At 68.4% G+C, this 25,283-nt stretch carries 33 protein-coding genes; 6 read left to right on the top strand and 27 right to left on the bottom strand.

Annotated features, from left to right (window positions below; all coding sequences use genetic code 11):
- Positions 1-183: 183 nt before the first annotated feature.
- From rplO to rpsL, 27 genes are all read right to left on the bottom strand, one after another.
- The gene (gene rplO / locus AAW14_RS24345) at positions 184-639 is read right to left on the bottom strand and encodes a 50S ribosomal protein L15 (RefSeq protein WP_265566063.1); all 456 of its coding nucleotides are present in this window, start codon (positions 637-639) and stop codon (positions 184-186) included.
- 2 nt (positions 640-641) lie between these two features.
- Positions 642-824 (bottom strand): 50S ribosomal protein L30, encoded by a 183-nt coding sequence (gene rpmD / locus AAW14_RS24340; RefSeq protein ID WP_265566062.1) that lies wholly within the window; start codon positions 822-824, stop codon positions 642-644.
- Positions 824-1,429, bottom strand: coding sequence for a 30S ribosomal protein S5 (gene rpsE / locus AAW14_RS24335; RefSeq protein ID WP_009190144.1), 606 nt, complete (start codon positions 1,427-1,429; stop codon positions 824-826). The genes rpmD and rpsE overlap by 1 nt, the downstream gene beginning before the upstream one ends.
- Positions 1,430-1,466: 37 nt before the next feature.
- A complete protein-coding gene (rplR, locus tag AAW14_RS24330) occupies positions 1,467-1,850 on the bottom strand; it encodes a 50S ribosomal protein L18 (protein ID WP_190181497.1) in 384 nt (127 codons plus the stop codon).
- A 3-nt stretch (positions 1,851-1,853) separates the two neighbouring features.
- Entirely contained in the window at positions 1,854-2,393 is a 540-nt protein-coding gene (rplF, locus tag AAW14_RS24325) for a 50S ribosomal protein L6 (RefSeq protein ID WP_265566061.1), read from the bottom strand.
- A 24-nt stretch (positions 2,394-2,417) separates the two neighbouring features.
- The gene (rpsH, locus tag AAW14_RS24320; RefSeq protein ID WP_030046382.1) at positions 2,418-2,816 is read right to left on the bottom strand and encodes a 30S ribosomal protein S8; all 399 of its coding nucleotides are present in this window, start codon (positions 2,814-2,816) and stop codon (positions 2,418-2,420) included.
- Positions 2,817-3,025: 209 nt separating this feature from the next.
- Positions 3,026-3,211, bottom strand: coding sequence for a type Z 30S ribosomal protein S14 (locus tag AAW14_RS24315; protein WP_003956452.1), 186 nt, complete (start codon positions 3,209-3,211; stop codon positions 3,026-3,028).
- 5 nt (positions 3,212-3,216) lie between these two features.
- A complete protein-coding gene (gene rplE, locus AAW14_RS24310) occupies positions 3,217-3,774 on the bottom strand; it encodes a 50S ribosomal protein L5 (protein ID WP_019753095.1) in 558 nt (185 codons plus the stop codon).
- Positions 3,774-4,097: a 50S ribosomal protein L24 gene (rplX, locus tag AAW14_RS24305; protein ID WP_265566060.1), complete on the bottom strand. Its 324-nt coding sequence runs from the start codon at positions 4,095-4,097 to the stop codon at positions 3,774-3,776. Before rplX ends, rplE begins: the two co-directional genes overlap by 1 nt.
- Positions 4,098-4,099: 2 nt before the next feature.
- Positions 4,100-4,468, bottom strand: a complete 369-nt coding sequence (gene rplN / locus AAW14_RS24300) for a 50S ribosomal protein L14 (protein WP_003998823.1) — start codon at positions 4,466-4,468, stop codon at positions 4,100-4,102.
- A 192-nt stretch (positions 4,469-4,660) separates the two neighbouring features.
- A complete protein-coding gene (rpsQ, locus tag AAW14_RS24295; protein WP_004984524.1) occupies positions 4,661-4,945 on the bottom strand; it encodes a 30S ribosomal protein S17 in 285 nt (94 codons plus the stop codon).
- Positions 4,945-5,169, bottom strand: coding sequence for a 50S ribosomal protein L29 (gene rpmC / locus AAW14_RS24290; protein ID WP_018564811.1), 225 nt, complete (start codon positions 5,167-5,169; stop codon positions 4,945-4,947). Before rpmC ends, rpsQ begins: the two co-directional genes overlap by 1 nt.
- Positions 5,169-5,588: a 50S ribosomal protein L16 gene (gene rplP / locus AAW14_RS24285; RefSeq protein WP_030174541.1), complete on the bottom strand. Its 420-nt coding sequence runs from the start codon at positions 5,586-5,588 to the stop codon at positions 5,169-5,171. Before rplP ends, rpmC begins: the two co-directional genes overlap by 1 nt.
- A 5-nt stretch (positions 5,589-5,593) precedes the next feature.
- On the bottom strand, positions 5,594-6,412 hold the full coding sequence (rpsC, locus tag AAW14_RS24280; protein WP_055706471.1) for a 30S ribosomal protein S3: 819 nt from the start codon (positions 6,410-6,412) through the stop codon (positions 5,594-5,596).
- On the bottom strand, positions 6,412-6,759 hold the full coding sequence (rplV, locus tag AAW14_RS24275) for a 50S ribosomal protein L22 (protein ID WP_030778516.1): 348 nt from the start codon (positions 6,757-6,759) through the stop codon (positions 6,412-6,414). Before rplV ends, rpsC begins: the two co-directional genes overlap by 1 nt.
- Before the next feature lie 43 nt (positions 6,760-6,802).
- Complete coding sequence (rpsS, locus tag AAW14_RS24270; protein ID WP_003948639.1) at positions 6,803-7,084, bottom strand: 30S ribosomal protein S19; 282 nt, start codon at positions 7,082-7,084, stop codon at positions 6,803-6,805.
- Positions 7,085-7,096: 12 nt separating this feature from the next.
- On the bottom strand, positions 7,097-7,933 hold the full coding sequence (gene rplB, locus AAW14_RS24265) for a 50S ribosomal protein L2 (protein WP_006140909.1): 837 nt from the start codon (positions 7,931-7,933) through the stop codon (positions 7,097-7,099).
- Positions 7,934-7,985: 52 nt separating this feature from the next.
- Positions 7,986-8,405 (bottom strand): 50S ribosomal protein L23, encoded by a 420-nt coding sequence (gene rplW, locus AAW14_RS24260; RefSeq protein ID WP_265566059.1) that lies wholly within the window; start codon positions 8,403-8,405, stop codon positions 7,986-7,988.
- Positions 8,405-9,058: a 50S ribosomal protein L4 gene (rplD, locus tag AAW14_RS24255; protein WP_265566058.1), complete on the bottom strand. Its 654-nt coding sequence runs from the start codon at positions 9,056-9,058 to the stop codon at positions 8,405-8,407. Before rplD ends, rplW begins: the two co-directional genes overlap by 1 nt.
- A gap of 8 nt (positions 9,059-9,066) precedes the next feature.
- Positions 9,067-9,711, bottom strand: coding sequence for a 50S ribosomal protein L3 (rplC, locus tag AAW14_RS24250; protein ID WP_265566057.1), 645 nt, complete (start codon positions 9,709-9,711; stop codon positions 9,067-9,069).
- A 17-nt stretch (positions 9,712-9,728) separates the two neighbouring features.
- Positions 9,729-10,037 (bottom strand): 30S ribosomal protein S10, encoded by a 309-nt coding sequence (gene rpsJ, locus AAW14_RS24245; RefSeq protein WP_003948644.1) that lies wholly within the window; start codon positions 10,035-10,037, stop codon positions 9,729-9,731.
- 573 nt (positions 10,038-10,610) lie between these two features.
- Entirely contained in the window at positions 10,611-10,733 is a 123-nt protein-coding gene (locus AAW14_RS24240) for a hypothetical protein (protein ID WP_265566056.1), read from the bottom strand.
- A 64-nt stretch (positions 10,734-10,797) separates the two neighbouring features.
- Positions 10,798-12,204, bottom strand: a complete 1,407-nt coding sequence (locus AAW14_RS24235; protein ID WP_265566055.1) for an alpha/beta hydrolase family protein — start codon at positions 12,202-12,204, stop codon at positions 10,798-10,800.
- Between the two features lie 310 nt (positions 12,205-12,514).
- The gene (tuf, locus tag AAW14_RS24230) at positions 12,515-13,708 is read right to left on the bottom strand and encodes an elongation factor Tu (RefSeq protein WP_265566054.1); all 1,194 of its coding nucleotides are present in this window, start codon (positions 13,706-13,708) and stop codon (positions 12,515-12,517) included.
- Between the two features lie 143 nt (positions 13,709-13,851).
- The gene (gene fusA / locus AAW14_RS24225) at positions 13,852-15,978 is read right to left on the bottom strand and encodes an elongation factor G (RefSeq protein ID WP_265566053.1); all 2,127 of its coding nucleotides are present in this window, start codon (positions 15,976-15,978) and stop codon (positions 13,852-13,854) included.
- A gap of 39 nt (positions 15,979-16,017) precedes the next feature.
- On the bottom strand, positions 16,018-16,488 hold the full coding sequence (rpsG, locus tag AAW14_RS24220; RefSeq protein ID WP_003992340.1) for a 30S ribosomal protein S7: 471 nt from the start codon (positions 16,486-16,488) through the stop codon (positions 16,018-16,020).
- 2 nt (positions 16,489-16,490) lie between these two features.
- Positions 16,491-16,862: a 30S ribosomal protein S12 gene (gene rpsL, locus AAW14_RS24215; protein WP_003948652.1), complete on the bottom strand. Its 372-nt coding sequence runs from the start codon at positions 16,860-16,862 to the stop codon at positions 16,491-16,493.
- A gap of 481 nt (positions 16,863-17,343) precedes the next feature.
- On the opposite strand from rpsL, the gene AAW14_RS24210 reads away from it, so the two are divergent.
- From AAW14_RS24210 to AAW14_RS24185, 6 genes are all read left to right on the top strand, one after another.
- Complete coding sequence (locus tag AAW14_RS24210; protein WP_265566117.1) at positions 17,344-18,096, top strand: Crp/Fnr family transcriptional regulator; 753 nt, start codon at positions 17,344-17,346, stop codon at positions 18,094-18,096.
- 398 nt (positions 18,097-18,494) lie between these two features.
- The gene (locus AAW14_RS24205; RefSeq protein WP_265566052.1) at positions 18,495-19,403 is read left to right on the top strand and encodes a hypothetical protein; all 909 of its coding nucleotides are present in this window, start codon (positions 18,495-18,497) and stop codon (positions 19,401-19,403) included.
- Complete coding sequence (locus AAW14_RS24200) at positions 19,400-21,613, top strand: hypothetical protein (RefSeq protein WP_265566051.1); 2,214 nt, start codon at positions 19,400-19,402, stop codon at positions 21,611-21,613. Before AAW14_RS24205 ends, AAW14_RS24200 begins: the two co-directional genes overlap by 4 nt.
- A gap of 138 nt (positions 21,614-21,751) precedes the next feature.
- Positions 21,752-23,404: a hypothetical protein gene (locus AAW14_RS24195; protein WP_265566050.1), complete on the top strand. Its 1,653-nt coding sequence runs from the start codon at positions 21,752-21,754 to the stop codon at positions 23,402-23,404.
- On the top strand, positions 23,401-23,973 hold the full coding sequence (locus AAW14_RS24190) for a Pycsar system effector family protein (RefSeq protein ID WP_265566049.1): 573 nt from the start codon (positions 23,401-23,403) through the stop codon (positions 23,971-23,973). Before AAW14_RS24195 ends, AAW14_RS24190 begins: the two co-directional genes overlap by 4 nt.
- Before the next feature lie 53 nt (positions 23,974-24,026).
- Complete coding sequence (locus tag AAW14_RS24185) at positions 24,027-25,280, top strand: M48 family metalloprotease (RefSeq protein WP_265566048.1); 1,254 nt, start codon at positions 24,027-24,029, stop codon at positions 25,278-25,280.
- The last annotated feature ends 3 nt before the right edge of the window (positions 25,281-25,283 follow it).

Here is a 25,283-nt window from a genome sequence, read left to right as displayed (position 1 = left end):
ACAACGACATACGTAACGGTCAACTGCCGCCGAGAGTGCCCGTACCGCGGCACCCTGTGAAAGTTGGCAGTCCAAGCCACCTTACCGGCGAGACCGCCCCCCTTGGAACGACCAACCGGGGATACCCCAATTGTGGGGTATCCCCGGTCGGGATCGCTCAAGTCATCGAGACGCCTGAAAGTGTCAGACGAGCTCGGTGACCGTGCCGCCGGCGGCGGTGATCTTCTCCTTGGCGGAGCCGGAGACGGCGTCGACCGTCACCTGCAGCGCCACGGAGACCTCGCCCTGGCCCAGGACCTTGACCAGGCTGTTCTTACGAACGGCACCCTTGGCCACCAGGTCCTCGACCGTGACCTCGCCACCCTCGGGGTAGAGCGCGGCCAGCTTGTCGAGGTTCACGACCTGGAACTCGGTCTTGAACGGGTTCTTGAAGCCCTTCAGCTTCGGGAGGCGCATGTGCAGCGGCATCTGGCCGCCCTCGAAGCGCTCCGGAACCTGGTAGCGGGCCTTCGTGCCCTTGGTACCACGACCGGCCGTCTTACCCTTCGACGCCTCACCACGACCGACACGGGTCTTGGCGGTCTTGGCGCCCGGGGCGGGACGGAGGTTGTGGATCTTGAGCGGGTTCTGCTCCGCCATGATCAGTCGACCTCCTCGACCGTCACGAGGTGGCGGACGGCGTGAGCCATACCGCGGAACTCGGGGCGGTCCTCCTTGACGACCACGTCGCCGAGCCTCTTCAGCCCGAGCGAGCGCAGGGTGTCGCGGTGGTTCTGCTTGCTGCCGATGTAGGACTTGACCTGCGTGATCTTGAGCTGAGCCATCACGCACCCGCCCCGGCACGCGCACGCAGCAGGGCCGCGGGAGCGACGTCCTCGAGCGGCAGACCGCGGCGGGCCGCGATCTCCTCGGGACGCTGCAGACCCTTCAGGGCCTCCACGGTGGCATGCACGATGTTGATCGCGTTGTCGGAGCCGAGCGACTTCGACAGCACGTCGTGGATACCGGCGCACTCGAGCACGGCACGCACCGGGCCACCGGCGATAACGCCGGTACCGGGCGACGCGGGCTTGAGCAGCACAACGCCGGCAGCCTTCTCACCCTGGATCGGGTGCGGGATGGTGCCCTGGATCCGGGGGACCTTGAAGAAGTGCTTCTTGGCCTCCTCAACGCCCTTGGCGATGGCGGCCGGCACCTCCTTGGCCTTGCCGTATCCGACACCCACGGTGCCGTCACCGTCGCCCACCACGACCAGCGCGGTGAAGCTGAAGCGACGACCACCCTTCACAACCTTGGCGACGCGGTTGATCGCGACAACGCGCTCAACGTACGCGGTCTTCTCGGCGGCAGCAGCGCCGCCGTCACGGCCCTTCCGGTCCCGCCGCTCGCCGCCACCGGCACCGCCACCGCGGCGCTGGGGTCCAGCCATTGGATTTACCTCTCTCTTTTCCGCTAGCTACGGCGGCTCAGAACTTGAGCCCGGCCTCGCGGGCGGCGTCCGCCAGGGCGGCGATGCGCCCGGCGTACTGGTTGCCACCACGGTCGAACACGACGGCCTCGACACCGGCGGCCTTGGCACGCTCGGCGACCAGGGCGCCGACCTGCTTGGCCTGCGCGGACTTGTCGCCCTCGCCACCACGGATCGAGCTGTCCAGGGTGGACGCCGACGCCAGGGTGTGGCCCTTCAGGTCGTCGATCACCTGCGCCACGATGTGACGGTTGGAGCGGGTCACGACCAGACGGGGACGCTCCGCCGTACCGGCGATCCGCTTGCGGATCCGGATGTGACGGCGCTTGATCGCGGCGCGCTTGTAGGCGTCGCCCTTCAGGATCTTCTGCCCGTATGCCATGGCTTACTTACCCGCCTTTCCGACCTTGCGGCGGATGACTTCGCCCTCGTACTTGACGCCCTTGGCCTTGTACGGGTCGGGCTTGCGCAGCTTGCGGATGTTGGCCGCAACCTCGCCGACCTTCTGCTTGTCGATGCCCTCGACCGAGAAACGGGTCGGGGTCTCCACCTTGAAGGTGATCCCCTCGGGGGCCTCGACCAGAATCGGGTGGCTGTAACCGAGGGCGAACTCGAGGTTCGAGCCCTTGGCGGTCACGCGGTAACCGACACCGCTGATCTCGAGCTTCTTCACGTAACCCTGGGTCACGCCGGTGATCATGTTCGCCACCAGCGTGCGGGACAGGCCGTGCAGGGCCTTGTTCTGACGCTCGTCGTTCGGGCGGGTCACCTGGAGGGTGCCGTCCTCGTTCTTGACGATCTCGATCGGCGCGACGACGGTGTGGGTCAGCTCGCCCTTGGGGCCCTTGACCGCGACCGTGCTGCCGTCGATGGTGACGTCCACGCCGGCGGGAACCGCGATGGGGAGCTTGCCGATGCGCGACATAGCTGTTTCCTCCGTTCCCTTCCGTTACCAGACGTAGGCGAGAACTTCTCCGCCTACGCCCTTCTTGCCGGCCTGCTTGTCGGTGAGGAGCCCGTGTGACGTGGAGATGATCGCCACGCCGAGGCCGCCGAGCACCTTCGGCAGGTTGGTGGACTTCGCGTAAACCCGGAGACCGGGCTTGGAGATCCGCTTGATGCCCGCGATGGAGCGCTCACGGTTGGGGCCGAACTTCAGCTCCAGGACGAGGTTCTTGCCGACCTCCGCGTCCTCGACGCGCCAGCCCGTGATGAAGCCCTCCTGCTGGAGGATCTCCGCGATGTGCGACTTGATCTTCGATGCCGGCATCGTCACGGAGTCGTGGTACGCCGAGTTCGCGTTCCGCAGACGCGTAAGCATGTCTGCGATCGGATCAGTCATGGTCATGAATTGGCCTTCGGCCTCTCTCGCCGGGGTTTCCTGGTGCGCCATCCCTCTCCCCGATCCGAGACGGGACGGGTGCGGCGCGGTGGACCTACGGCGTAGTAAGTCGTACGGGCGGCAGACGCCCAACCCCACAAGCCTAAGGCATGTGAGTCGGGCCGCCTGCCGGCCCAGTTGCTTACCGAGAGCCTGGAATCAACCCAACTGGGCTGTTACCAGGAGCTCTTGGTCACGCCCGGCAGCTCGCCACGGTGAGCCATCTCACGAAGGCACACGCGGCACAGGCCGAACTTGCGGTACACGGAGTGCGGACGGCCGCAGCGCTGGCAGCGGGTGTACGCGCGCACACCGAACTTGGGCTTGCGAGCAGCCTTGGCAATCAGAGCCTTCTTCGCCATCTCGCTCACGCCTCCTTGAACGGGAAGCCGAGGTGACGAAGGAGCGCACGGCCCTCAGCGTCGTTGGTCGCCGTGGTGACCACGGTGATGTCCATACCCCGGACGCGGTCGATCTTGTCCTGGTCGATCTCGTGGAACATGACCTGCTCCGTGAGACCGAAGGTGTAGTTGCCACGGCCGTCGAACTGCTTGGGGGACAGACCACGGAAGTCGCGGATGCGCGGCAGCGCGAGCGACAGGGTGCGGTCCAGGAACTCCCACATGCGGTCGCCACGGAGCGTGACGTGGGCACCGATCGGCTGACCCTCACGCAGCTTGAACTGCGCGATGGACTTGCGGGCCTTGGTGACGGCCGGCTTCTGACCGGTGATCGTGGTGAGGTCGCGGATCGCGCCCTCGATCAGCTTGGAGTCACGGGCGGCGTCGCCGACACCCATGTTGACCACGATCTTGACGAGGCCGGGAACCTGCATGACGTTCTCGTACTTGAACTCGTCACGCAGCTTGCCCGCGATCTCCTCGCGGTACTTCTGCTTCAGACGCGGAGTGGTGGTGGTAGCCATCAGATGTCCTCACCCGTCCGCTTGGCAACGCGGATCTTGTTGCCGTTCTCGTCGAAGCGGTAGCCGACACGGGTCACGACCTTGTTGCCGTCCTTCTCCACGACCAGCTGAACGTTGGACACGTGGATGGGGGCCTCGGTGGTGACGATGCCGCCGGCCTGCGAGCCGCCGGCCGTCGGACCGGCCTTGGTGTGCTTCTTGACCCGGTTGACACCCTCGACCAGGACGCGCTCCTCGCGCGGGTAAGCGGCAATGACCTTGCCCTGCTTGCCCTTGTCCTTGCCGGTGATGACCTGGACCAGGTCGCCCTTCTTGATCTTCATGCTTACAGCACCTCCGGCGCGAGCGAGATGATCTTCATGAACTTCTTCTCGCGCAGCTCACGGCCGACCGGGCCGAAGATGCGGGTGCCGCGAGGGTCGCCGTCGTTCTTCAGAATGACGGCGGCGTTCTCGTCGAAGCGGATGTACGAGCCGTCCGGACGGCGGCGCTCCTTGACGGTGCGAACGATGACCGCCTTGACGACGTCACCCTTCTTCACGTTGCCACCGGGGATCGCGTCCTTGACGGTGGCGACGATGACGTCACCGATGCCCGCGTAGCGGCGACCTGAGCCACCGAGCACACGGATGCAAAGGATCTCCTTCGCACCAGTGTTGTCGGCGACGCGCAGTCGCGACTCCTGCTGGATCACGTCTATCTCCTGATCGTCTGCCGGTTCCCGCAGAGACCTGCCGGTCAGCTGCGAGCCTGGCGGAACTGTCCTGCGGGGGATGACCCGCAGGAATTACTTACGCCTCTCCAGGCGGAAACCCATGCCGGGGGCCGGGCACCTGACGGTGCGGCCCCCAGCGGGGGTCAGCGGGGGCGGCGAGCCCCCGCTTCCTTACTTCGCCTTCTCGAGGATCTCGACGACGCGCCAGCGCTTGGTCGCGGACAGCGGCCGGGTCTCCATCAGGAGGACACGGTCGCCGACGCCCGCGGCGTTCTGCTCGTCGTGCGCCTTGAGCTTGTTCGTACGGCGGATGACCTTGCCGTACAGCGCGTGCTTGACGCGGTCCTCGACGGCGACGACGACGGTCTTGTCCATCTTGTCGCTGACGACGAGACCCTCGCGGGTCTTGCGGAAGCCGCGCGCCTCAGTGTTCTCAGTCACGTTGTTCTCGCTCATCAGGCGTTCTCCACCGTTTCGATGCCCAGCTCACGCTCGCGCATCAGGGTGTAGATCCGCGCGATGTCCTTGCGGACCGCCTTCAGACGGCCGTGGTTCTCGAGCTGCCCGGTCGCCGCCTGGAAGCGGAGGTTGAACAGCTCTTCCTTGGCCTCGCGGAGCTTACCCAGAAGCTCCTCGTTGCCCAGCTCGCGCAGCTCGGACGCCTTGGTACCGGCCGACATCACGCTTCACCTGCCTCGCGCTTGACGATCCGGCACTTCATCGGCAGCTTGTGGGCCGCACGAAGCAGCGCCTCACGGGCGATCTTCTCGTTCGGGTAGGACAGCTCGAACATCACGCGACCAGGCTTGACGTTCGCGATCCACCACTCGGGCGAACCCTTACCGGAACCCATGCGGGTCTCGGCGGGCTTCTTGGTCAGCGGGCGGTCCGGGTAGATGTTGATCCAGACCTTGCCGCCACGCTTGATGTGACGGGTCATGGCGATACGAGCCGCTTCGATCTGGCGGTTCGTGACGTACGCCGGGGTCAGCGCCTGGATGCCGTACTCGCCGAACGCAACCTGCGTTCCACCCTTGGACATACCGTTGCGCTTCGGGTGGTGCTGCTTGCGGTGCTTGACCCTACGGGGGATCAGCATGTCGGTCAGGCCTCCGTTCCGGTGCTCTCAGCCGGAGCGGCGGGGGCCTCGGCCTTGGGGGCCTCGGCGCCGGCAGCCTGCTGCGGCTTGCGACCGCGCCGCTCGCCACCGCGGCCACCACGGGCCGGGCGGTCGGCGCCACCGCGGGCCGGGCGGTTACCCGCACGGGCGGCAGCGTTCTCGGCGCGGACCTCGGCGATGTTCTTGACATCGCCCTTGTAGATCCAGACCTTCACACCGATGCGGCCGAAGGTCGTCTTGGCCTCGAAGAAGCCGTAGTCCACGTTCGCGCGGAGCGTGTGCAGGGGCACACGGCCCTCGCGGTAGAACTCCGAGCGGGACATCTCGGCGCCGCCGAGGCGGCCACCGCACTGGATCTTGATGCCCTTGGCGCCCGCCTTCATCGCCGACTGCATGCTCTTGCGCATGGCACGGCGGAAGGAGACGCGGGAGGACAGCTGCTCGGCAACGGCCTGGGCAACCAGCTGAGCGTCGGTCTCGGGGTTCTTGACCTCGAGGATGTTCAGCTGGACCTGCTTGCCCGTGAGCTTCTCGAGGTCGCCGCGGATGCGGTCGGCCTCGGCGCCACGGCGGCCGATGACGATGCCCGGACGCGCGGTGTGGATGTCCACACGCACACGGTCACGGGTGCGCTCGATCTCGACCTTGGAGATGCCGGCGCGCTCCATGCCGGACGTCATCATCCGACGGATGGCGACGTCTTCCTTGACGTAGTCCTTGTACAGCTTGTCGGCGTACCAACGCGACTTGAAGTCGGTCGTGACACCGAGCCGGAACCCGTGCGGGTTTACCTTCTGGCCCATTACCGGGTTCCTTCCTTGCTGCTGACGACCACGGTGATGTGGCTGGTCCGCTTGCGGATCCGGTAGGCACGGCCCTGGGCACGCGGACGGAACCGCTTCAGGGTCGGGCCCTCGTCGACGTAGGCCTCGGAAACGAAGAGGCTGTCGACATCGGTGTGGTCGTAGTTGTGCGCGGCGTTGGCGATGGCGCTGTCCAGCACCTTGCCGACCGGCACGCTCGCGGCCTGCGGGGCGAAACGCAGGACCGCCTGAGCCTCCGTGGCGTCCATGCCACGGATGAGGTCCACCACACGGCGGGCCTTCATGGGCGTGACGCGGATGTACCGCGCCTGGGCCCTGGCTTCCATGGTTGTCCCTTCAGTGTTTGTCATTGGTCATTCCACCCCGCTACTAGCGGCGCTTCGACTTCCGGTCGTCCTTGACGTGACCCCGGAAGGTGCGCGTCGGCGAGAACTCGCCGAGCTTGTGGCCGACCATGGACTCGGTGACAAACACCGGGATGTGGGTCTTGCCGTTGTGCACCGCGATCGTGTGGCCGAGCATGGCCGGGACGATCATCGAGCGACGGGACCAGGTCTTGATGACGTTCTTGGTACCGGCTTCGTTCTGGACGTCCACCTTCTTGATCAGGTGGTCGTCGACGAAGGGTCCCTTCTTCAAGCTACGAGGCATCTCAACCCGTCCTTAGCGCTTCTTGTTCGTCTTGCGGCGGCGGACGATGTACTTGTTGCTCGCCTTCTTGGGAGAACGAGTACGGCCTTCCTTCTTGCCCCACGGGGACACAGGGTGGCGGCCACCGGAGGTCCGGCCCTCACCACCACCGTGCGGGTGGTCAACCGGGTTCATGACCACGCCACGCACGGTCGGGCGAACGCCCAGCCAGCGCTTGCGGCCCGCCTTACCCCAGTTGATGTTGCTCTGCTCGGCGTTGCCGACCTCGCCAACGGTGGCGCGGCAGCGGACGTCGACCAGACGGATCTCACCGGACGGCATGCGCAGGTGGGCCATGGAGCCCTCCTTCGCGAGCAGCTGCACGGAGGCACCGGCCGAGCGGGCGAACTTGGCGCCGCCGCCCGGACGCAGCTCGATGGCGTGCAGAGTCGTACCGACCGGGATGTTGCGCAGGGCAAGGTTGTTGCCCGGCTTGATGTCGGCCCCGGGACCGTTCTCGACGCGGTCGCCCTGGCTCAGGCCACGCGGCGCGAGGATGTAACGCTTCTCGCCGTCCGCGTAGTGCAGGAGCGCGATGCGCGCGGTGCGGTTGGGGTCGTACTCGATGTGCGCGACCTTCGCCGGCACGCCGTCCTTGTCGTGACGACGGAAGTCGATCACGCGGTAGGCGCGCTTGTGTCCGCCACCCTGGTGGCGAACGGTCACACGACCGGAATTGTTACGGCCGCCCTTGCTGTGCAGGGGACGGACCAGCGACTTCTCCGGCGTAGACCGCGTGACCTCGACGAAGTCGGCGACGCTGGCGCCACGACGGCCAGGAGTCGTCGGCTTGTACTTGCGGATACCCATTGTCTCTCAGTCCTCGGAAGATTCCGATTATCTGGACGATTCCGAACCGCCGTCAGGCGGTCGGACCGCCGAAGATGTCGATACGGTCGCCCTCAGCGAGGGTCACGATCGCGCGCTTGGTGGCGGCGCGCTGGCCGAAGCCCGTGCGGGTCCGCTTGCGCTTGCCCTGGCGGTTGATCGTGTTGACCCCGGTGACCTTGACCGAGAAGACCGACTGGACGGCCTGCTTGATCTGGGTCTTGTTGGCGCTCGGGTCCACGATGAACGTGTACTTGTTCTCGTCGAGGAGCGCGTAGCTCTTCTCGGACACGACCGGCTTGATCAGGACGTCACGGGGGTCCGTGTACGCCTTGCTCGCCGGGGTGACGACGGTGTTCTTGCCCTCGGTGGCGTGGCGACGCGCCTTGGCGACGCGCGCGGCCTTGGCGGCCTTGGCGGCCTTCGAGGCAATGGCGGGGTGACGGATAGCCATCAGGCCTCGCTCCCTTCGGTGTCAATGGCCTTCGGGCCGGACACGAAGGACTCGAAAGCGGCCTGGGTGAAGACCACGTCGTCGGAGACGATCACGTCGTACGTGTTCAGCTGGCCCGGCTCCAGGATGTGGACCTGGGGCAGGTTGCGAGCGGACAGCAGGGCCTTCTCGTTCTCGCGCTCGACGACCAGGAGCACGTTCTTGCGCTCGCTGATCTTGCCGAGGAGAGCCTTGGCGGCCTTGGTGGAGATGTCCGACTCCACCACGTCGGTGACGACGTGGATGCGGTTGTTGCGAGCCCGGTCGGTGAGGGCGTGGCGCAGGGCCGCGGCCTTCATCTTCTTCGGGGTCCGCTGCGAGTAGTCGCGCGGCACGGGACCGTGCACGACGCCACCACCGGCGAACTGCGGCGCGCGGGTCGAACCCTGACGGGCGCGACCGGTGCCCTTCTGGCGGTAAGGCTTCTTGCCACCACCACGGACCTCGCCACGAGTCTTCGTCTTGTGCGTGCCCTGGCGGGCAGCGGCCAGCTGCGCGACGACGACCTGGTGGATCAGCGGGATGCTGACCTTCTCAACGTCGAAGATCTCCGCAGGGAGCTCGACGGAACCGGCCTTCTCGCCCGCCGGCGAAAGGATGTCAACAGTGCTCATCGGTTACCTCAGGCCCCCTTGGCCGCGGTGCGGACCAGGACGAGGCCGCCGTTCGGACCGGGAACCGCGCCCTTGATGAGCAGCAGACCCTTCTCCGCGTCAACGGCGTGGACGGTCAGGTTCTGGGTGGTGACCCGCTCGTTGCCCATGCGACCCGCCATGCGGAGGCCCTTGAACACACGGCCCGGGGTGGCACAGCCACCGATGGAACCGGGGGAGCGGTGCTTGCGCTGGGTGCCGTGACCGGCGCCGAGGCCCTTGAAGTTGTGACGCTTCATGACACCGGCGAAGCCCTTGCCCTTGCTCTTGCCGGTGACGTCGACCTTCACACCGGCCTCGAACACCTCAGCGGTGATCTCCTGGCCGAGGGTGTACTCGGAGGCATCCGACGTGCGGATCTCGACGAGGTGACGACGCGGGGTGACGTCGGCCTTGGCGAAGTGACCCTTGAGGGGCTTGTTCACCTTGCGCGGGTCGATCTCGCCGAAGGCGATCTGGACGGACTCGTAGCCGTCGACGTCGTTCGTACGAACCTGGGTCACGACATTCGGCCCGGCCTTGACGACGGTGACGGGAACGACACGGTTGTTCTCGTCCCACACCTGCGTCATTCCGAGCTTTTCGCCCAGGATGCCCTTGATCTGCTTGGTCATCTCTCAGATCACCGGCCTCAGAGCTTGATCTCGATGTCGACACCGGCCGGGAGGTCGAGTCGCATCAGAGAGTCAACGGTCTTGGGGGTCGGGTCGAGGATGTCGATCAGGCGCTTGTGCGTGCGCATCTCGAAGTGCTCGCGCGAGTCCTTGTACTTGTGCGGCGACTTGATGACGCAGTACACGTTCTTCTCAGTGGGCAGCGGCACCGGGCCCGCGACCGACGCACCGGTACGGGTCACCGTCTCGACGATCTTCTTCGCCGAGGAGTCGATGACCTCGTGGTCGTAGGCCTTGAGCCGGATGCGGATCTTCTGTCCCGCCATGGCTACTTCGTAGTCCTGTCTCTCATACGCTCTGGAACCCGGTGTTCCATGTCTTCTTCTCCGACCCACGCGGTCGGGCGTGTCGCACTCCCGCTGACACAGATGCCCCTTGTTCGAACATCCCTGCTGGGGGGAGCACAGCCCTTCCGGAACCGTGCGACCGGGAGCGAAATGCCCACCGGGTGCCTGGCCGGTGCCGCGCCCACGCTTCCCGGAAGATTCCCGTACGTCCGCCCCAGCGCTGCCATCAGGCAGTTAGGGCGACGAGTACTGTGGGACTCGCTTCCAGTCCTCCCGGCGGGAGGCGCGCAGCATCAACACTCGACCGAGCAACTCCGACAGTCTGCCATAGGGGGCGGGGGGCTGGCCAATCGGGCCGGAGAGAATACCGCGGGGGTGACGCAGGTCAAACAAAGGGCTCACCCGGCGGCCGCGGGTTTCACCGTCGGTCACAGCTTGAACACCCCCGCCGGGTTCCAGCCGCACCGGGGACCGTGTTCCGCGTGCGGAAGTCCTTGGCGACGGCAGCGTAGTACGCGTGCAGGCCGTATCCCGGCTTCTTGGCCGACGTTGTCATCCGTCGCTTTGAGATTTCGCCTCGGCCGTGTGCTCCTTGTTGGGCTCGTACGTCCACAGGTCGACCGATCTCGTGGCGAGATCTCCCACGGGGCTGAGGTCCGGCACCGGGTTGAACATCAGCGCCGTACTCAGCGGCTGCTGATGCCGTGATTGAAGTCGGCGGCCCACTGCGTCCTGGGCGTCAGCCGCCCGGGAGCGTCTCCCCCAACCAGTCGAAGACCACCTCGCAGTGCTGTTGCGGAGCCATCGGTGAGCAGTGCAGTTGGGCGCCGGTTGCCGCGGTGAGCTTCACGTAGGCCTTGGGGGCCGTCAGCTTGTCGAACAGCCGCCGTGCCTGGCCCGGGTAGAACTGCTCGAACTCGTAGTCGAGGACCAGTGTGGGCGCCTTGATGCGGCCCACGACGTCCGTGACGGTCAGCGACCGGATGAGCCGGGCCGGGGTGTAGAAGTCGGTGAAGAGCCTGCCCCGGCGGGCAGCGAGCATCGCAGGCACGGAGAAGGGTTCGAAGCGCTTCTTCATCGTCGCGGCGTCGGCGGGCGACAGCTTCGGGACCACCTCCTTTTTCCAGACGGTGTTGGTCTCCTCCTTGCTCGGGGTCAGAATCCTCCGGATCTCCGGAGGGAAGCCCAGCCACGGCTCCAGGCAGCCGGGCATCGCCACCACGGCCGCGATCCGCCGCTCGAAGGCCGCCGCGCGGGAAACCAGGTCGCCCGCCATGCTCAACCCGGTCAGAGCGATCTTGCCGGGGTCCACGTCGGTGCGGGCGACCAGCCAGTCGACGAGCGGGGTGACGACGTTCTCCCAGCGCGGAGTGAACACCACCCTGTCCACGAAGATCAGCTGTCCCTGGCCGGGCCCGTCGTACACGAGGGCGTTCCAGCCGCGCTCCAGGGCGGCGGGGACACCGTACGTCCACATGTCGACGTTCTGTCCGTCGCTGCCGTTGGTGAGGATCACCGTGGGGCGGCGTCGTCCTGATGCGTCGGGGCGGAAGAACCACACGGGAAGCGGGGTCTTGCCGTACGGAACATCCCCCATGACCGGCGCCGGGTCGCACAGCTTGCAGAACACGTCCCAGGCGCCACGGCCGGCCTTGTACAGAGCCTCCTCGCTGCCGGGGTCGTCGGAGCCGAGAACGAAGAAGAGCGCCTGGGCGTAGTACTGGGCGGCCCGCAGCGCACGCAAGCGCCTGGTCCCCCGGCCGGGTCTGCCGCCCTCGGGCGCCTCCATCAACTGGTCGCCGAGCTTCCTGAAGGTCTGGACGTACGACTGTGCGGAGAGGCCGGCCTTGTTGATCGCGTTCACGGCGGTGAGTACCTCGCCCACCTCGCCGCTGCCCTGACCGGATCCGCCGAGCGCCAGGAGGCCGCTGAAATTGAACTCCGGATTGTCGAAGAGCGTCATCACGCCGGGGGTGGGGCCGCCGGCCGGGGCCGAACCGGGCCCGGTGGGCGTGGGGCCCGGCGCCGACATGGGGTCCGTGGCCGTGCACCCGGCGGCCAGCAGCGCCCCGGCTGCGCCGACGAGCCCGGAAATGGTGCTGCGCCTGCTGGGGGCGGACGTCCGATCCGCCGCTGCGTTCTTCATGCCACCCGAACGTATGAGCCGCGCCGGTCTCACACCTCCGCACGACACCCGCCATTCGCCCGAACAGCCCGGTCCGCGTACCTCCGGTGCCGCAGGCGCGACACGCGCGTCAGCTCGGCCCGGGGGACCATCGACGCGCAGACGAGGACCGAGACCTGCACGGTGCCGGGCGCGAGGGCGGCGAGGGTCCGGCGCGGGACGCCGTACCGTTCGCTCTCTCGGACAACGCGAAGAGGCCCGTACGACCGAAGTCGTACGGGCCTCTTCAGGTCAAGCGACCCATGGGGTCAGACCTTCAAGCGAGCCGAGCTCACTTGTTGATCTTGGTGACCTGGCCGGCGCCCACGGTGCGACCACCCTCACGGATGGCGAACTTCAGGCCCTCCTCCATGGCGACGGGCTGGATGAGCTCCACCTTCATCTCGGTGTTGTCACCCGGCATGACCATCTCGGTGCCCTCGGGGAGGGTCACCACGCCGGTCACGTCCGTCGTACGGAAGTAGAACTGCGGACGGTAGTTGTTGAAGAACGGCGTGTGGCGGCCACCCTCGTCCTTGGAGAGGATGTAGGCCTGCGCCTCGAACTCGGTGTGCGGGGTGACCGAACCCGGCTTGATGATGACCTGGCCGCGCTCGACGTCCTCGCGCTTGATGCCGCGGAGCAGCAGACCGACGTTCTCACCGGCCTGGCCCTCGTCGAGCAGCTTGCGGAACATCTCGATGCCGGTGACCGTGGTGGTGGTCTTCTCGGTCTTGATGCCGATGATGTCGACGGTCTCGTTGACCTTGAGGATACCGCGCTCGATACGGCCGGTGACGACCGTACCGCGACCGGTGATCGTGAAGACGTCCTCGATCGGCATCAGGAACGGCTTGTCGACGTCACGCTCGGGCTCCGGGATGGAGGTGTCGACGGCGTTCATCAGGTCCAGGACCGACTGGGTCCACTGCGCGTCGCCCTCGAGGGCCTTCAGCGCGGAGACCTTGACGACCGGAACGTCGTCGCCCGGGAACTCGTACTCGGAGAGGAGCTCACGGACCTCGAGCTCGACGAGCTCCAGGATCTCCTCGTCGTCCACCATGTCGGCCTTGTTCAGGGCGACGACGATGTAGGGAACGCCGACCTGGCGGGCCAGGAGCACGTGCTCCTTGGTCTGCGGCATCGGGCCGTCGGTCGCGGCGACCACCAGGATCGCGCCGTCCATCTGGGCGGCACCGGTGATCATGTTCTTGATGTAGTCCGCGTGACCCGGGCAGTCGACGTGGGCGTAGTGACGCGACTCGGTCTGGTACTCGACGTGCGCGATGGAGATGGTGATACCGCGCTGGCGCTCCTCGGGCGCCTTGTCGATGTTGTCGAACGGGGTGGCCTCGTTCAGCTCCGGGTACGCGTCGTGCAGCACCTTGGTAATGGCGGCCGTGAGGGTCGTCTTACCGTGGTCGATGTGACCGATGGTGCCGATGTTGACGTGCGGCTTAGTCCGCTCGAACTTCGCCTTCGCCACTGGGGTCCTCCTGTGGAGTGGTTCTGTACGCCTTACTCATCGGCGCCAGGTGATCTTTGCTGGGGTGCCGCCCGCCGGGGTTCTTTCCTGGGGTCGGAACCCCGGCGTTCGGTGTCAAGCCTAAAGCGTGTAAACGGGGTGCGTTACTCGCCCTTGGCCTTCGCGATGATCTCCTCGGCGACGTTCCGCGGAACCTCGGCGTAGGAGTCGAACTGCATCGAGTAGCTCGCGCGACCCGACGTCTTGCTGCGGAGGTCGCCGACGTAGCCGAACATCTCCGACAGCGGAACCAGGCCCTTCACGACACGGGCGCCGGCACGCTCCTCCATGGCCTGGATCTGGCCACGGCGGGAGTTGATGTCACCGATGACCTCACCCATGTAGTCCTCGGGCGTGGTGACCTCGACGGCCATCATCGGCTCGAGCAGCACGGGGCTGGCCTTGCGGGCGGCCTCCTTGAAGGCCTGCGAACCGGCGATCTTGAACGCCAGCTCGGAGGAGTCGACCTCGTGGTAGCCACCGTCGAGCAGCGTGACGCGCACACCGGTCATCTCGTAACCGGCGAGGATGCCGAACTGCATGGCCTCCTGCGCACCGGCGTCGACCGAAGGGATGTACTCCTTCGGGATACGACCACCGGTCACCTTGTTCACGAACTCGTACGAGGTGTCGCCACCCTCGAGCGGCTCGATCGAGATCTGCACCTTGGCGAACTGGCCGGTACCACCAGTCTGCTTCTTGTGCGTGTAGTCGACCTTGTCGACAGTCTTGCGGATGGTCTCGCGGTACGCGACCTGCGGCTTGCCGACGTTGGCCTCGACCTTGAACTCACGGCGCATACGGTCGACCAGCACCTCGAGGTGCAGCTCGCCCATACCACCGATGATGGTCTGGCCGGTCTCCTCGTCCGAGTGGACCTGGAAGGACGGGTCCTCCTCGGCCAGGCGCTGGATCGCGACGCCCAGCTTCTCCTGGTCGCCCTTCGACTTGGGCTCGATGGCGACCTGGATGACCGGCGCCGGGAAGTCCATGGACTCCAGGATGACCGGCTTCTTGTCGTCGCTCAGCGTCTCACCGGTGGTGGTCTGCTTGAGGCCCATCACGGCGACGATGTCGCCGGCGCCCACCGACTCGATCTCCTCACGCTTGTTCGCGTGCATGCGGTAGATCTTGCCGATGCGCTCCTTCTTGCCCTTGACGGAGTTCAGCACCTGAGTGCCGGACTCCAGGCGACCGGAGTACACACGGACGAAGGTGAGCTTGCCGAGGTGCGGGTCGCTCATGATCTTGAACGCCAGCGCCGACAGCGGCTCGCCGTCGGACGGCTTGCGCTTGACGACCTCCTCCGGGTTGTTGACCGCGTGGCCCTCGATGGCCTCGATGTCAACCGGGGAAGGCAGGTAGCGCACGACCGCGTCGAGCAGGGGCTGGACGCCCTTGTTCTTGAACGCGGTGCCGCAGAACACCGGGGTGACCGTGGTGTCCTTGGACTTGCCGGACGCGATGGTGATACGACGGATCGCGGCGTACAGCTGCTCCACGGAAGGCTCCTCGCCCTCCAGGTACAGCTCCATGATCTCTTCGTCGTTCTCCGCGACGGCCTCGAGCAGCTTGCCGCGCCACTCCTCGGCCGCCTCGGTGTGCGTGGCCGGGATGTCGACGGTGTCGTACATCTCGCCCTTGGTGGCCTCGGCGGACCAGACCAGGGCCTTCATCGTCACCAGGTCGACGACGCCCTTGAAGTCCGCCTCGGCACCGATCGGCAGCTGCATGACCAGCGGCTGCGCGCCCAGGCGGTCGGAGATCATGTCGACACAGCGGTGGAACTCGGCACCGGTGCGGTCGAGCTTGTTGACGAAGCAGATGCGCGGAACGCCGTAGCGGTCCGCCTGACGCCACACCGTCTCGGACTGCGGCTCAACGCCGGCAACGCCGTCGAACACCGTCACGGCACCGTCGAGCACGCGCAGGGAGCGCTCCACCTCGACCGTGAAGTCGACGTGACCCGGGGTGTCGATGATGTTGATGGTGTGGTCGACGTTCTCCAGCGGCCAGTGACAGGTGGTGGCAGCAGAGGTGATCGTGATGCCACGCTCCTGCTCCTGCTCCATCCAGTCCATGGTGGCAGCGCCGTCGTGGACCTCACCGATCTTGTACGAAACGCCGGTGTAGAACAGGATCCGCTCGGTGGTGGTCGTCTTGCCCGCGTCGATGTGGGCCATGATCCCGATGTTGCGGACCCTGGCCAGGTCAAGTGAAGTGGTAGCCATAAGGCTTCAGTCTTCTCTCGGTTCTCGATGGGGTAGCGACTACCAGCGGTAGTGCGCGAAGGCCTTGTTGGACTCGGCCATCTTGTGGGTGTCCTCGCGCTTCTTCACAGCGGCACCGAGGCCGTTGGAGGCGTCGAGGAGCTCGTTCAGCAGACGCTCGGTCATGGTCTTCTCGCGACGGGCGCGGGAGTAACCGACCAGCCAGCGCAGCGCGAGCGTGTTGGCGCGACCGGGCTTGACCTCGATCGGAACCTGGTACGTCGCACCACCGACACGGCGGGACTTGACCTCGAGGGTCGGCTTGATGTTCTCCAGCGCACGCTTCAGCGTGATGATCGGGTCGTTGCCCGTCTTCTCACGCAGACCCTCCATGGCGCCGTAGACGATGCGCTCGGCGGTGGAGCGCTTGCCGTTCAGCAGCACCTTGTTGATCAGGGAGGTCACCAGAGGAGAACCGTAGACCGGGTCGATGATGACCGGGCGCTTCGGGGCGGGGCCCTTACGAGGCATTCTTACTTCTCCTTCTTGGCGCCGTAGCGGCTGCGGGCCTGCTTGCGGTTCTTGACACCCTGGGTGTCGAGCGAGCCGCGGATGATCTTGTAGCGAACACCCGGCAGGTCCTTCACACGGCCGCCGCGCACGAGCACGATGGAGTGCTCCTGCAGGTTGTGTCCCTCACCCGGAATGTAAGCCGTGACCTCGATCCCGCTGGTCAGGCGCACACGCGCGACCTTACGCAGGGCCGAGTTCGGCTTCTTCGGGGTGGTCGTGAACACACGCGTGCAGACGCCGCGACGCTGAGGGGAACCCTCGAGTGCGGGCGTCTTGTTCTTCTCGACCTTGTCCTGCCGGCCCTTGCGGACCAGCTGCTGGATCGTAGGCACTACTTCTCCGGTTTCTGTGTGCCGATGGGTACAGCTAACCTGGAACGTCGCCGACCCACGCGGTCGGGTGTGTCGAATCCCGCAGACTCCCGCCGCAAGGCGAAAAGGGCGCAGATTACGGTGGCCAGTCACGGCTCGCTATGCGGTTGAGGGCACGCACAAGAGCCAGGGCACACCCCAGGCACAAGGTCTGAGCGTACCTACCTCACGGACTTCGGTCAAAACAAATGCAGTCCAGCGCGACACGCCGGACTTCTCCCCTCCTCTCCCCAGCCCTCTCCGCGCCTCACCTCCGGTTCGTCCCAGCAAGTCCGGCGGTGCCCGGACGGCCGACACGGAGGCCGCCGGGCAGGCCGGAACCCGTCCGCGGCCCTGTCGGCCCGGATGGCTGGATCGCGCCCTTTCACGCGCCGCGTTGTTGCGCTTTCAGTACGTTGATCCGCCCGCTGCAAGGACGAGGGATCGGGGGATGGGCATGACCATGGCGTGGACGACGGCGTACTCGCCGGACGACGGCGGCCTGGACGACCGGGTTCCGTTCCTTGCGCGTCTGGAGGCCGAGGACCGCTCGGCGCTGCTGTCGCTCGGCCGCGAGCTGACCTTTGCCGCGCGGATGGTCCTGATCCACCAGCGCGAGCCCTCCTCCCACGTCCTCTTCCTGGTGCACGGCTGGACGAAGGTCACCGCCTCGGCGGCCAACGGCTACGAGGCGCTGCTGGCGCTGCGCGGGCCCGGTGACATCGTCGGCGAGTCGGCGGCGCTGACCGGGCGGCCTCGGTCGGCGACGGTGACCGCCCTGGAGCCGGTGCGGGCGGTGGCGGTGGAGCACGAGCGGTTCAAGGACTTCCTGAACCGCTCCCCCGCCGTGTCGTTCGCGCTGCTGGGCCTGACGGCGGACCGCACCCGCGCGGCCGACCGCCGCCGACTGGAGTTCGCGTCCATGAGCGTGCGGGAACGGTTCGCCGTCCTCCTGCTGGACCTCGCCCGCACCCACGGCCGCCGCACCGCCGAGGGCATCGAACTCTCCGTCCCGCTGAGCAAGCAGGAACTGGCGGGCTCGGTGGGTGCCTCACGGGAGATGGTGCAGCGGCTGCTGAAGGAGCTCCGCGACCGGGAGGCCGTCGTCACGGGCCGCCGTACCCTGCTGATCCGCCGCCCCGACATCCTGCGGCGCATCGCGGCGACCGGGTCGGCGCCGGGGATTCCGTCGCCGCCGGGGTCGCCGGAGGGGTGACGGCACGGCCCGTGCGGGGCGCGAGGACGAGGCCGCGCCCACCCGCGCGGGCCGCGCTGTCAAATTCCGGTCGGCGAAATCCGGCCCGTCCCAGGTCGGCGAAATGCGGCCCGTCCCAGGTCGGAATCCGGCCCGTCACGGGCCGGCGAAATGCGACCCGTCACGCGTTCGACGTCGAGGCCGTCAAGTCCGAAGCGGTGGGTGAGGGTGCGGCAGCACCCACCCGTCGGCAGCGGTCCACGGGTAACGGGCCGCCCAACGGCGTCTCCACCCCCCGGCGCCCCTCGAACCGCTCTGTGCACACGGTCACACTCCAAGTGGGTCATCCGCCCTCACGGCCCACGGCCTCGCGCCGCCAGTCTGCTGATCTGCACGGCGAACCCCCTCGAGAGGCGACCATGACCGACCCCGTGAGCCGCACGATCCTGCTGCTGGACATCGAGAGGTACAGCGACCGGGACGACGTGGAGCAGGCGTATCTGCGCCGCATGCTCTACGACATCACCGACCGCGCCCTGGAGAGCGCGGGCATCGACGAGACCCGGCGGCTGCGGGCCGACCGGGGCGACTCCGTGATGGAGCTCATCGACGCGAACGCCCCGGTCACCGCGCTGCTGCGGGCCCTGCTCACGGAGGTGCCCGCGCAGCTGCGGGCGATCAACCGCATGGCGTCCCGCTCCGCGCAGATCCGGCTGCGCGGCGTCGTCGCCACCGGGTACGTCGCCGTCGACGAACGCGACGGCTGGGTCGGCTCCGATCTGAACCACGCCTGCCGTCTGCTCGACGCCCCGCTGCTGCGCGAGGCCCTGCGCGAGCGGCCCGACGACTTCGCTCTGTGCGTCTCCAACCCGCTGTACTCCGGGGTCGTACGGCACGACCACGTCGGCATCCCGGCCGCCGAGTTCCACCCGGTGACGGTGGACAGCAAGAACGGCCCGCTGAAGGCGTGGCTGCACGGCCCGGTGCCCGGCGGAGCAGCCACGGACGGGCACGAAGACCACAGTGACACGGGGGCGGGGGAGGTGCCGGGCGGTCCGGGGGGCCGCCCGGCACCGAAGGCCTCCCCGCAGGGTGGCCCCCACGAGGACCGCCCGGCGCCGGCCGGATCAGGGGGAGCCCCGGCGCCGGGCCCCGTCGTCAACGTCCACGGCGGGACGTTCAACGGCGGTGTGATCGGCGGTACCCAGTACGGCGGCATCAGCGGCGGCCACTTCTCCGGCGACGTGGTGCTCGGCGGCCGGTTCTCCGGCGACGTGGCCCTCGGCGGGGCCGGCGACCGAGACCGCGAACGGGGTGAGCGCGCATGAGCACGGCCGAGGCCGAGGCTCCGGCGTACCCGGACGCCGGTGCCGTACCGGGACCCGCGCCGGACCAGCCCACGGCGGACTCCGCCCCCGAGGACGACACGGGTCACGGCGACGAGGGCGCGTCCGAAGAACTGGACCAGCCGCAGAATGCCTGGTCGGCGCGGCGCGACCTGGTCGACCACAGCCCGAGGAGCATGAACGTCGGCGCCCGGGCCCGCTTCAGCGGCGGCCTGCTCGGCGGCGACCAGCACGGCGGCATCAGCGGCGGCCACTTCTCCGGCGACGTCTTCCTGGGCAGCAAGACGGAGATCTACCAGCTCGCCGCGCCCGGTCTCACCGCTCCCGCGTCCTCCTCCGGCGAGGTCCCGCACACGACCCTGGAGCAGTTGGCCGGACGCTTCGTCGCCGACGAGGCGCTCATGGCCCGCCTCCTGGACCGACTGCGCCACGAGCGCGTCCTGGTCCTGTCCGGGGCCCGCTTCACCGGCCGGCGCACCGCGGCCCTGATGCTCCTGCACCGACTCGGCGCCCTCCCGGTGCGCACCCTGGTCCGCGACACCAGCCCGGGCACCCTGGCCGAGCAGTTCACCGGCGAGCACCAGGCCCGCGGCCATGTCCTGTGCGACCTCACCACCCGCCGTGAGGACCCACTGCGCTGGACCCACCTGCTCGCCGCCCGTGACCGCCTCGCCGAGCGGGACGCGTACCTCGTCGTCACCCTCGATCCCGGGGCCGTACTGGACGACGTGACCGTCGACGAGTGGCGGCCCCCGGCTGCCGCCGATGTGCTCGCCGCCCATCTGCGCACCCGCACCGATGACGAGACCGCCGCGAGGCTGCGGGACCTCCCGCAGGTCTCCGACTTCCTGAGTCGCAGTCACCAGCCCCGCGAGGCAGCCGCGTTCGCCCAGTTGCTCGGCGGATACGCCGCCGGGGAGGTCACCGAGGAGGCGGTCGGGCAGTTCTCGCTGGTGTCGCTGGAGAACCAGGTCCAGGAGTGGTTCGAGGAGGACGAGGTCTCCCTCCATCTGCGGGACAAGGCGTTCCTCATCGCTCTCGCCGCCTTCGACGGCGGCCCGTACGCCCTCACCGCCGAACTGAGCGATCTTCTCTACCGCTTCCTGCAGGAGACCGAGAACCCGGCCCGCGTCCCCGAGGTCCCCGTCTTCGGCACGCACGTCGGCAAGCGCCTGCAACTGGCCCGCGCCGAGAAGTACGAGGACGACGAGCACACCGAGTGGGGGCCGGTGACCCAGCAGAAGGCCAGATTCCGCGACGAGCGGGCCTCCCTCGTGCTGTTGCGCGAGGTGTGGACCGGCCATCCGTCCGCCCGGCCCGCCCTGATCCGCTGGCTGCGCCGACTCGCCGACGACGGCCGCCCGCTGGTCCGTACCCGTGCCGCGTCCACCGTCGCCGTCCTCGCCCGCACCGACCTGCCGTCCGCGATGGCGCTGGTCATCGAGGTCTGGGGCACTTCCAGGCGGTACCGGCAGCGGCTCGTCGCGGTCAACGCGCTCACCCTCGCCCACCTCGTCGGCACGCCCAACGTCCCACGCATCCTGGACGCCTGGTGCGCGGGCGAGGACCCGCGGCTGCGCTGGGTGGCGGTGCGGGCGTACGGGCTGATCGGCCCGGAACGACCGGAGCAGGCCCTGGCCGCGCTGCGCGGCGCGGTACGGCGGCTGTACGCCGACGCACCCGACGGCACGGGCGGCGAACTCGCGCGGGAGCTCGCGGAGGCCGTGGAGCTGCTGCTGCTGTCGGCGGCGAGCGACCGCGTCCTGGTCGAACTGCGCGCGCACCTTGACGACGACCGGGCCGTGCGCGACCTCGCGCTCGGCGGCTTCGTGGGCGCGTGCAGGCGCACTCAGGACGACGAGCGGTACGGCCGTCCCCTCGTCCTGGACTGGTACGCCCGTGCCGCCACCGAGGGCGGGCCGGCCGCCCAGGGCATCCCGTTCCTGTGGCAGGCCGCGCTCGCCGATCCGCGCACCACCCGGCACGCGCTCGAGGTGCTGCGCGAGTGGGTGCTGATCGCCGACCGGTCCACGGCCGTCGAGTGGGCGCTGGCCGCGCTGCTGCCCACGCTCGTCACCACGTCCGCCGAGCACCAGCGGCTGAGCCATCTGCTGCGGACCATGCCCGGCGAGGACGGCGCTCCCCCGCCACCGGTGGCGGCCCGTCTGCTGACCACCCTTCCCGGCCGCTGACACGCCTCTCCATCAGCTCGCCAGACCTTCCGCCCCTGACCACGCCTTAGCCCGCTGAAGCCCGTCCGGACGACGGGGCCGCCGCCCCGTCTCTCCCGCCCCACGCCCGTCGGCACGTCCCGAGGAGACATACGCACGATGCCCTCATTCCACCGCCAGCCCGAGTGGCAGCAGTCGGCGGACCGGCACACGCAACTGGTCGACCCGGTCCTCACCGTGCGCCAGCTGTCGCGCTTCGAGTTCAACGTGAAATCCCTGGTCCGCATCGACCATGCCCTGGTGTTCTCCACCCCGAAGGGCTCCTACGACGCGTACCTGCCGCCGCACCGCCCGACGCGCAGCGAGATCGCGGCCAAGCGCTACACGGCCGTGTACGAGGTGGACATGGGCGTCCATCCGCACACGGCGGAACTCGCCCTGCCCAGCGACAACGACGCCTTCGAGTTCACGGCCGAGGTCGACATCTCCTGGCAGGTCCTGGACCCGGCCCGGTTCGTGGCGAGCGGCCACCGGGACGTGCCGGGGCTGCTCCTGGGTGAACTCCAGCAGGCGGCACGGCCGGTGACCCGTCGCTTCGCCATCGCCGACAGCGCGGCTGCCGAGCGGGAGCTGCTGCAAGCCGTCATCGTGCTGGGCCCGCTCGGGGCACCCGCGGGCCTGCAGGTCACCTGGACTCTGCGGCTCAAACGCGACCAGGCGAACATCGAACACCAGCAGCGGCTGCAGGCCATCGACCACTCCGCCACCGAGCATGTCCACCTGGCCCAGCGCGGCATCGAGGTCGACGTCGAGGTGGACCGCCGGCAGCGGCAGCAGGACGCCCTGCAGATCGAACGGGCCATGGCGTACGGCACGCAGCAGCAGGAGCTGATCCTCCAGCAGCAGCGGTGGCAGCACGAGCAGGCCGTGCTGAACAGCGGGCAGCAGCACCAGCTCGCCCTGCAACAGGGTCAGCAGCAGCTGGAGTTGCAGCAGCTCGAGGCCCAGAAGATCGCCTTCTACGAGTGGCATCTGCAGCAGGGCGGCGTCCATGCCTGGGCCCTCCATCTCGCCCAGCGCCCGGAGGACTCCCGGCTCGTCATGTCCAGCATGCGCGACGACCAACTCCGCATGATCCAGGCCCAGATGGATCTCGTGAAGCAGCTCCTGAGCGGCGACACGGCGGAGAACTACGAGCTGGAGGGACCCAAGCAGCTGGCCCTGCGCACGGTCAGCGACATCCTCAACCAGCGCCTCCCGGGGGTACCGCACACCCCGCCACCGCTTCCCGAGGGTCCGGGTTCGGCGTATCCCCATCCGCAAACACCGCCATCACCGCAGTCACCGCAGCCGCCGACGGTTCCGACGCCCGGCGCTGCACTCACCGGGGCCTCGCCGGCCGAGGCCGCACCGGGAACGGAAGCCCCGTCACCGTTCGCGGCTCCTCATCCCGCGCCCCACCCCGTTCCGCAGCCGACCGCCGGCCCGTTCACGCCACCGGCGCCCGCGACACCACCGTTCACCCCGCCGACGGGCCCGACCGCGGCTCCCTTCCCGCCTCCGCCCCCGGGGACGCCCGCACCGTACGGAGTCATGGGCACGGCGTATCCCCAGCCGCCTGTCACGCCGTACGCACCGCCGGTCCCCGCCTGGCAGCCGCCGCCCGGCTACGGCACGGCGCCGACCCTGCCCGGCCAACTGCCCGACCAGCGGAACCCGGTGTCCCCGGCCGAAGCCCCCGTGACGCACGCCACCGAGGACGGCAGCAGCACGGAGGACGCCGGCACCGGCACCGAGGAGAGGGGCACATGACCGCCCTCGACCCGGCGCCCGCCCCGCGCGCCGGAGAACCCGGCGCCCTCGGAGAACCCGGCGCCGTCGGCGACCCGGCCGCACTCGCCCGGCTCTGTGAGCGGCTCCTGTCCGAGCTGCGCGCCGAGATCGCCCGTGCCGACAGCAAGGCGTCCGTCCTGGTCGCCGCCCTCGGCATGACCGCCGGTGTCTTCAGCGGGCTGCTCGCCGGGCGGAAGTGGTCCCCGGCCGCGCTCCCCTGGCCTGGCACCGCCCTGTGGTGGGCCGGGTGCGTCTCCCTGACGTTCTCCCTGTTCGCCCTGCTGCTCGCCGTGCTCCCCCGATACCGCTCCGGGGCCTGGGCGCCGGGTCAGCCCCTGTCCTACTTCGGTGACATCCAACAGGCCGCCCGGCAGGGCCACTTGGAGGCTGCACTCGCCGTCACGGAGGCCTCTCCCGCGGTCGGCCTGACCAGGGCCCTGACCGAGACGAGCCGGATCGCCGCCCGCAAGCACCAGTGGATCCGCTGCGGCCTCGTCGCCTTCTGCTCCGGCACGGTCCTGCTGCCCGCCTCCCTGTTGACGGGCTGACCCACCGCACCGACAGCCGTCCCCGCATCCCGCAAGTGAAGGAACGAACGACCATGACCCACCCGCATCCGTCCCCGCCGGAGTATCCCGAGTCGCCCGCGCAGTCCGCCCCGCAGCAGCCGATACCGCCGCAGTACCCCCAGCAGCCTCCGCAGTACCCACAACCGGCCCAACCCCAGCAGCCCCCGCAGTACCCACAAGCAGCCCAACCCCACCAGCCCCCGCAGTACCCGCAGACGGCGCCTCCGCCTCCTTACCCCCAGACCGCCCCTGCCGGGATCCAGCCCCAGTACCCCCGGAGCGCCACCGCCAGCGCTCCACCCACCGCCGCCCTCTCCCCCGACGATCCCGCGCACCCCCACCACATCAGCACCGACCGCCGCCGCGTGCACATCACCAAGGACCAGCGCCGCACCGATGCCACCGCGGTCGGCAACCTGCTGCTCTACCTGCCGAACTTCCTGTGCAGTCTCGCCGTCGTCGGCCTGGTCTCCGCCTTCTTCGGCGATCTCGCCTTCCTGGTGATTCTGGCCTGGCTCGCCAGCGGCGCACTCGTGTTCTATCGCCCCGCGGAAAGCGCCCTCGCGCGCCGTCTGCTCCGTTTGCGCTACCCCACTCCACAAGAACGAGCCAAACTCGAACCGGTCTGGCACGAAGTCACGGCCCGTGCCGGCATCGAGAGCCGCACCTACGAGCTGTGGGTGGAGGACAGCGACGCCCTGAACGCGGTCGCCGCGGCCGGCCATATCGTCGGCGTCACCCGCTTCGCCCTCAACCGGCTGCCCAACGGCGAGCTGGCCGCCGTCATGGCGCACGAGCTCGGCCACCATGTCGGCGGCCACGCCTGGTCCTCGCTGCTCGGCTACTGGTACGCCCTGCCCGGCCGCGTCGCCTGGCGCTTCCTGAAGGCCTTCTCCGGCTTCGTGTTCACGGTGTCGCGTGCGTTCGGCTGCTTCGGCGCCGCCTTCGTGGTGCTGTTCATCGGCGGCATCGCGCTGGCGACGATCAGTTCGCTCTACGGGCTCCCGCTGCTGATCCTGGGCGTGCCGTACGCGCTCGCCGCCGTCGGCCGCCGCGCCGAGCTGCGCGCCGACGAGCACGCGGCCGCCCTGGGCTTCGCCCCCATGCTGGCCGCCGTACTGGACAAGCTGCACCAGCAGGAGCAACGGGAGGCGGCCGAGCTGAGGGCCCGCAACGGCGGTGCCCACGTCGAGGAGAGCGCACTCAGCAAGCTGCTCTCGTCGCACCCGGACTACCACACCCGGCTGCATCATCTGCAGCCGTACCTCGAGACGCGGCAGCACTGAGGC

Source organism: Streptomyces hygroscopicus (assembly GCF_026168105.1).
GTDB lineage: Bacteria > Actinomycetota > Actinomycetes > Streptomycetales > Streptomycetaceae > Streptomyces > Streptomyces hygroscopicus_D.
This window is presented reverse-complemented; position numbering and strand designations above follow the sequence as displayed.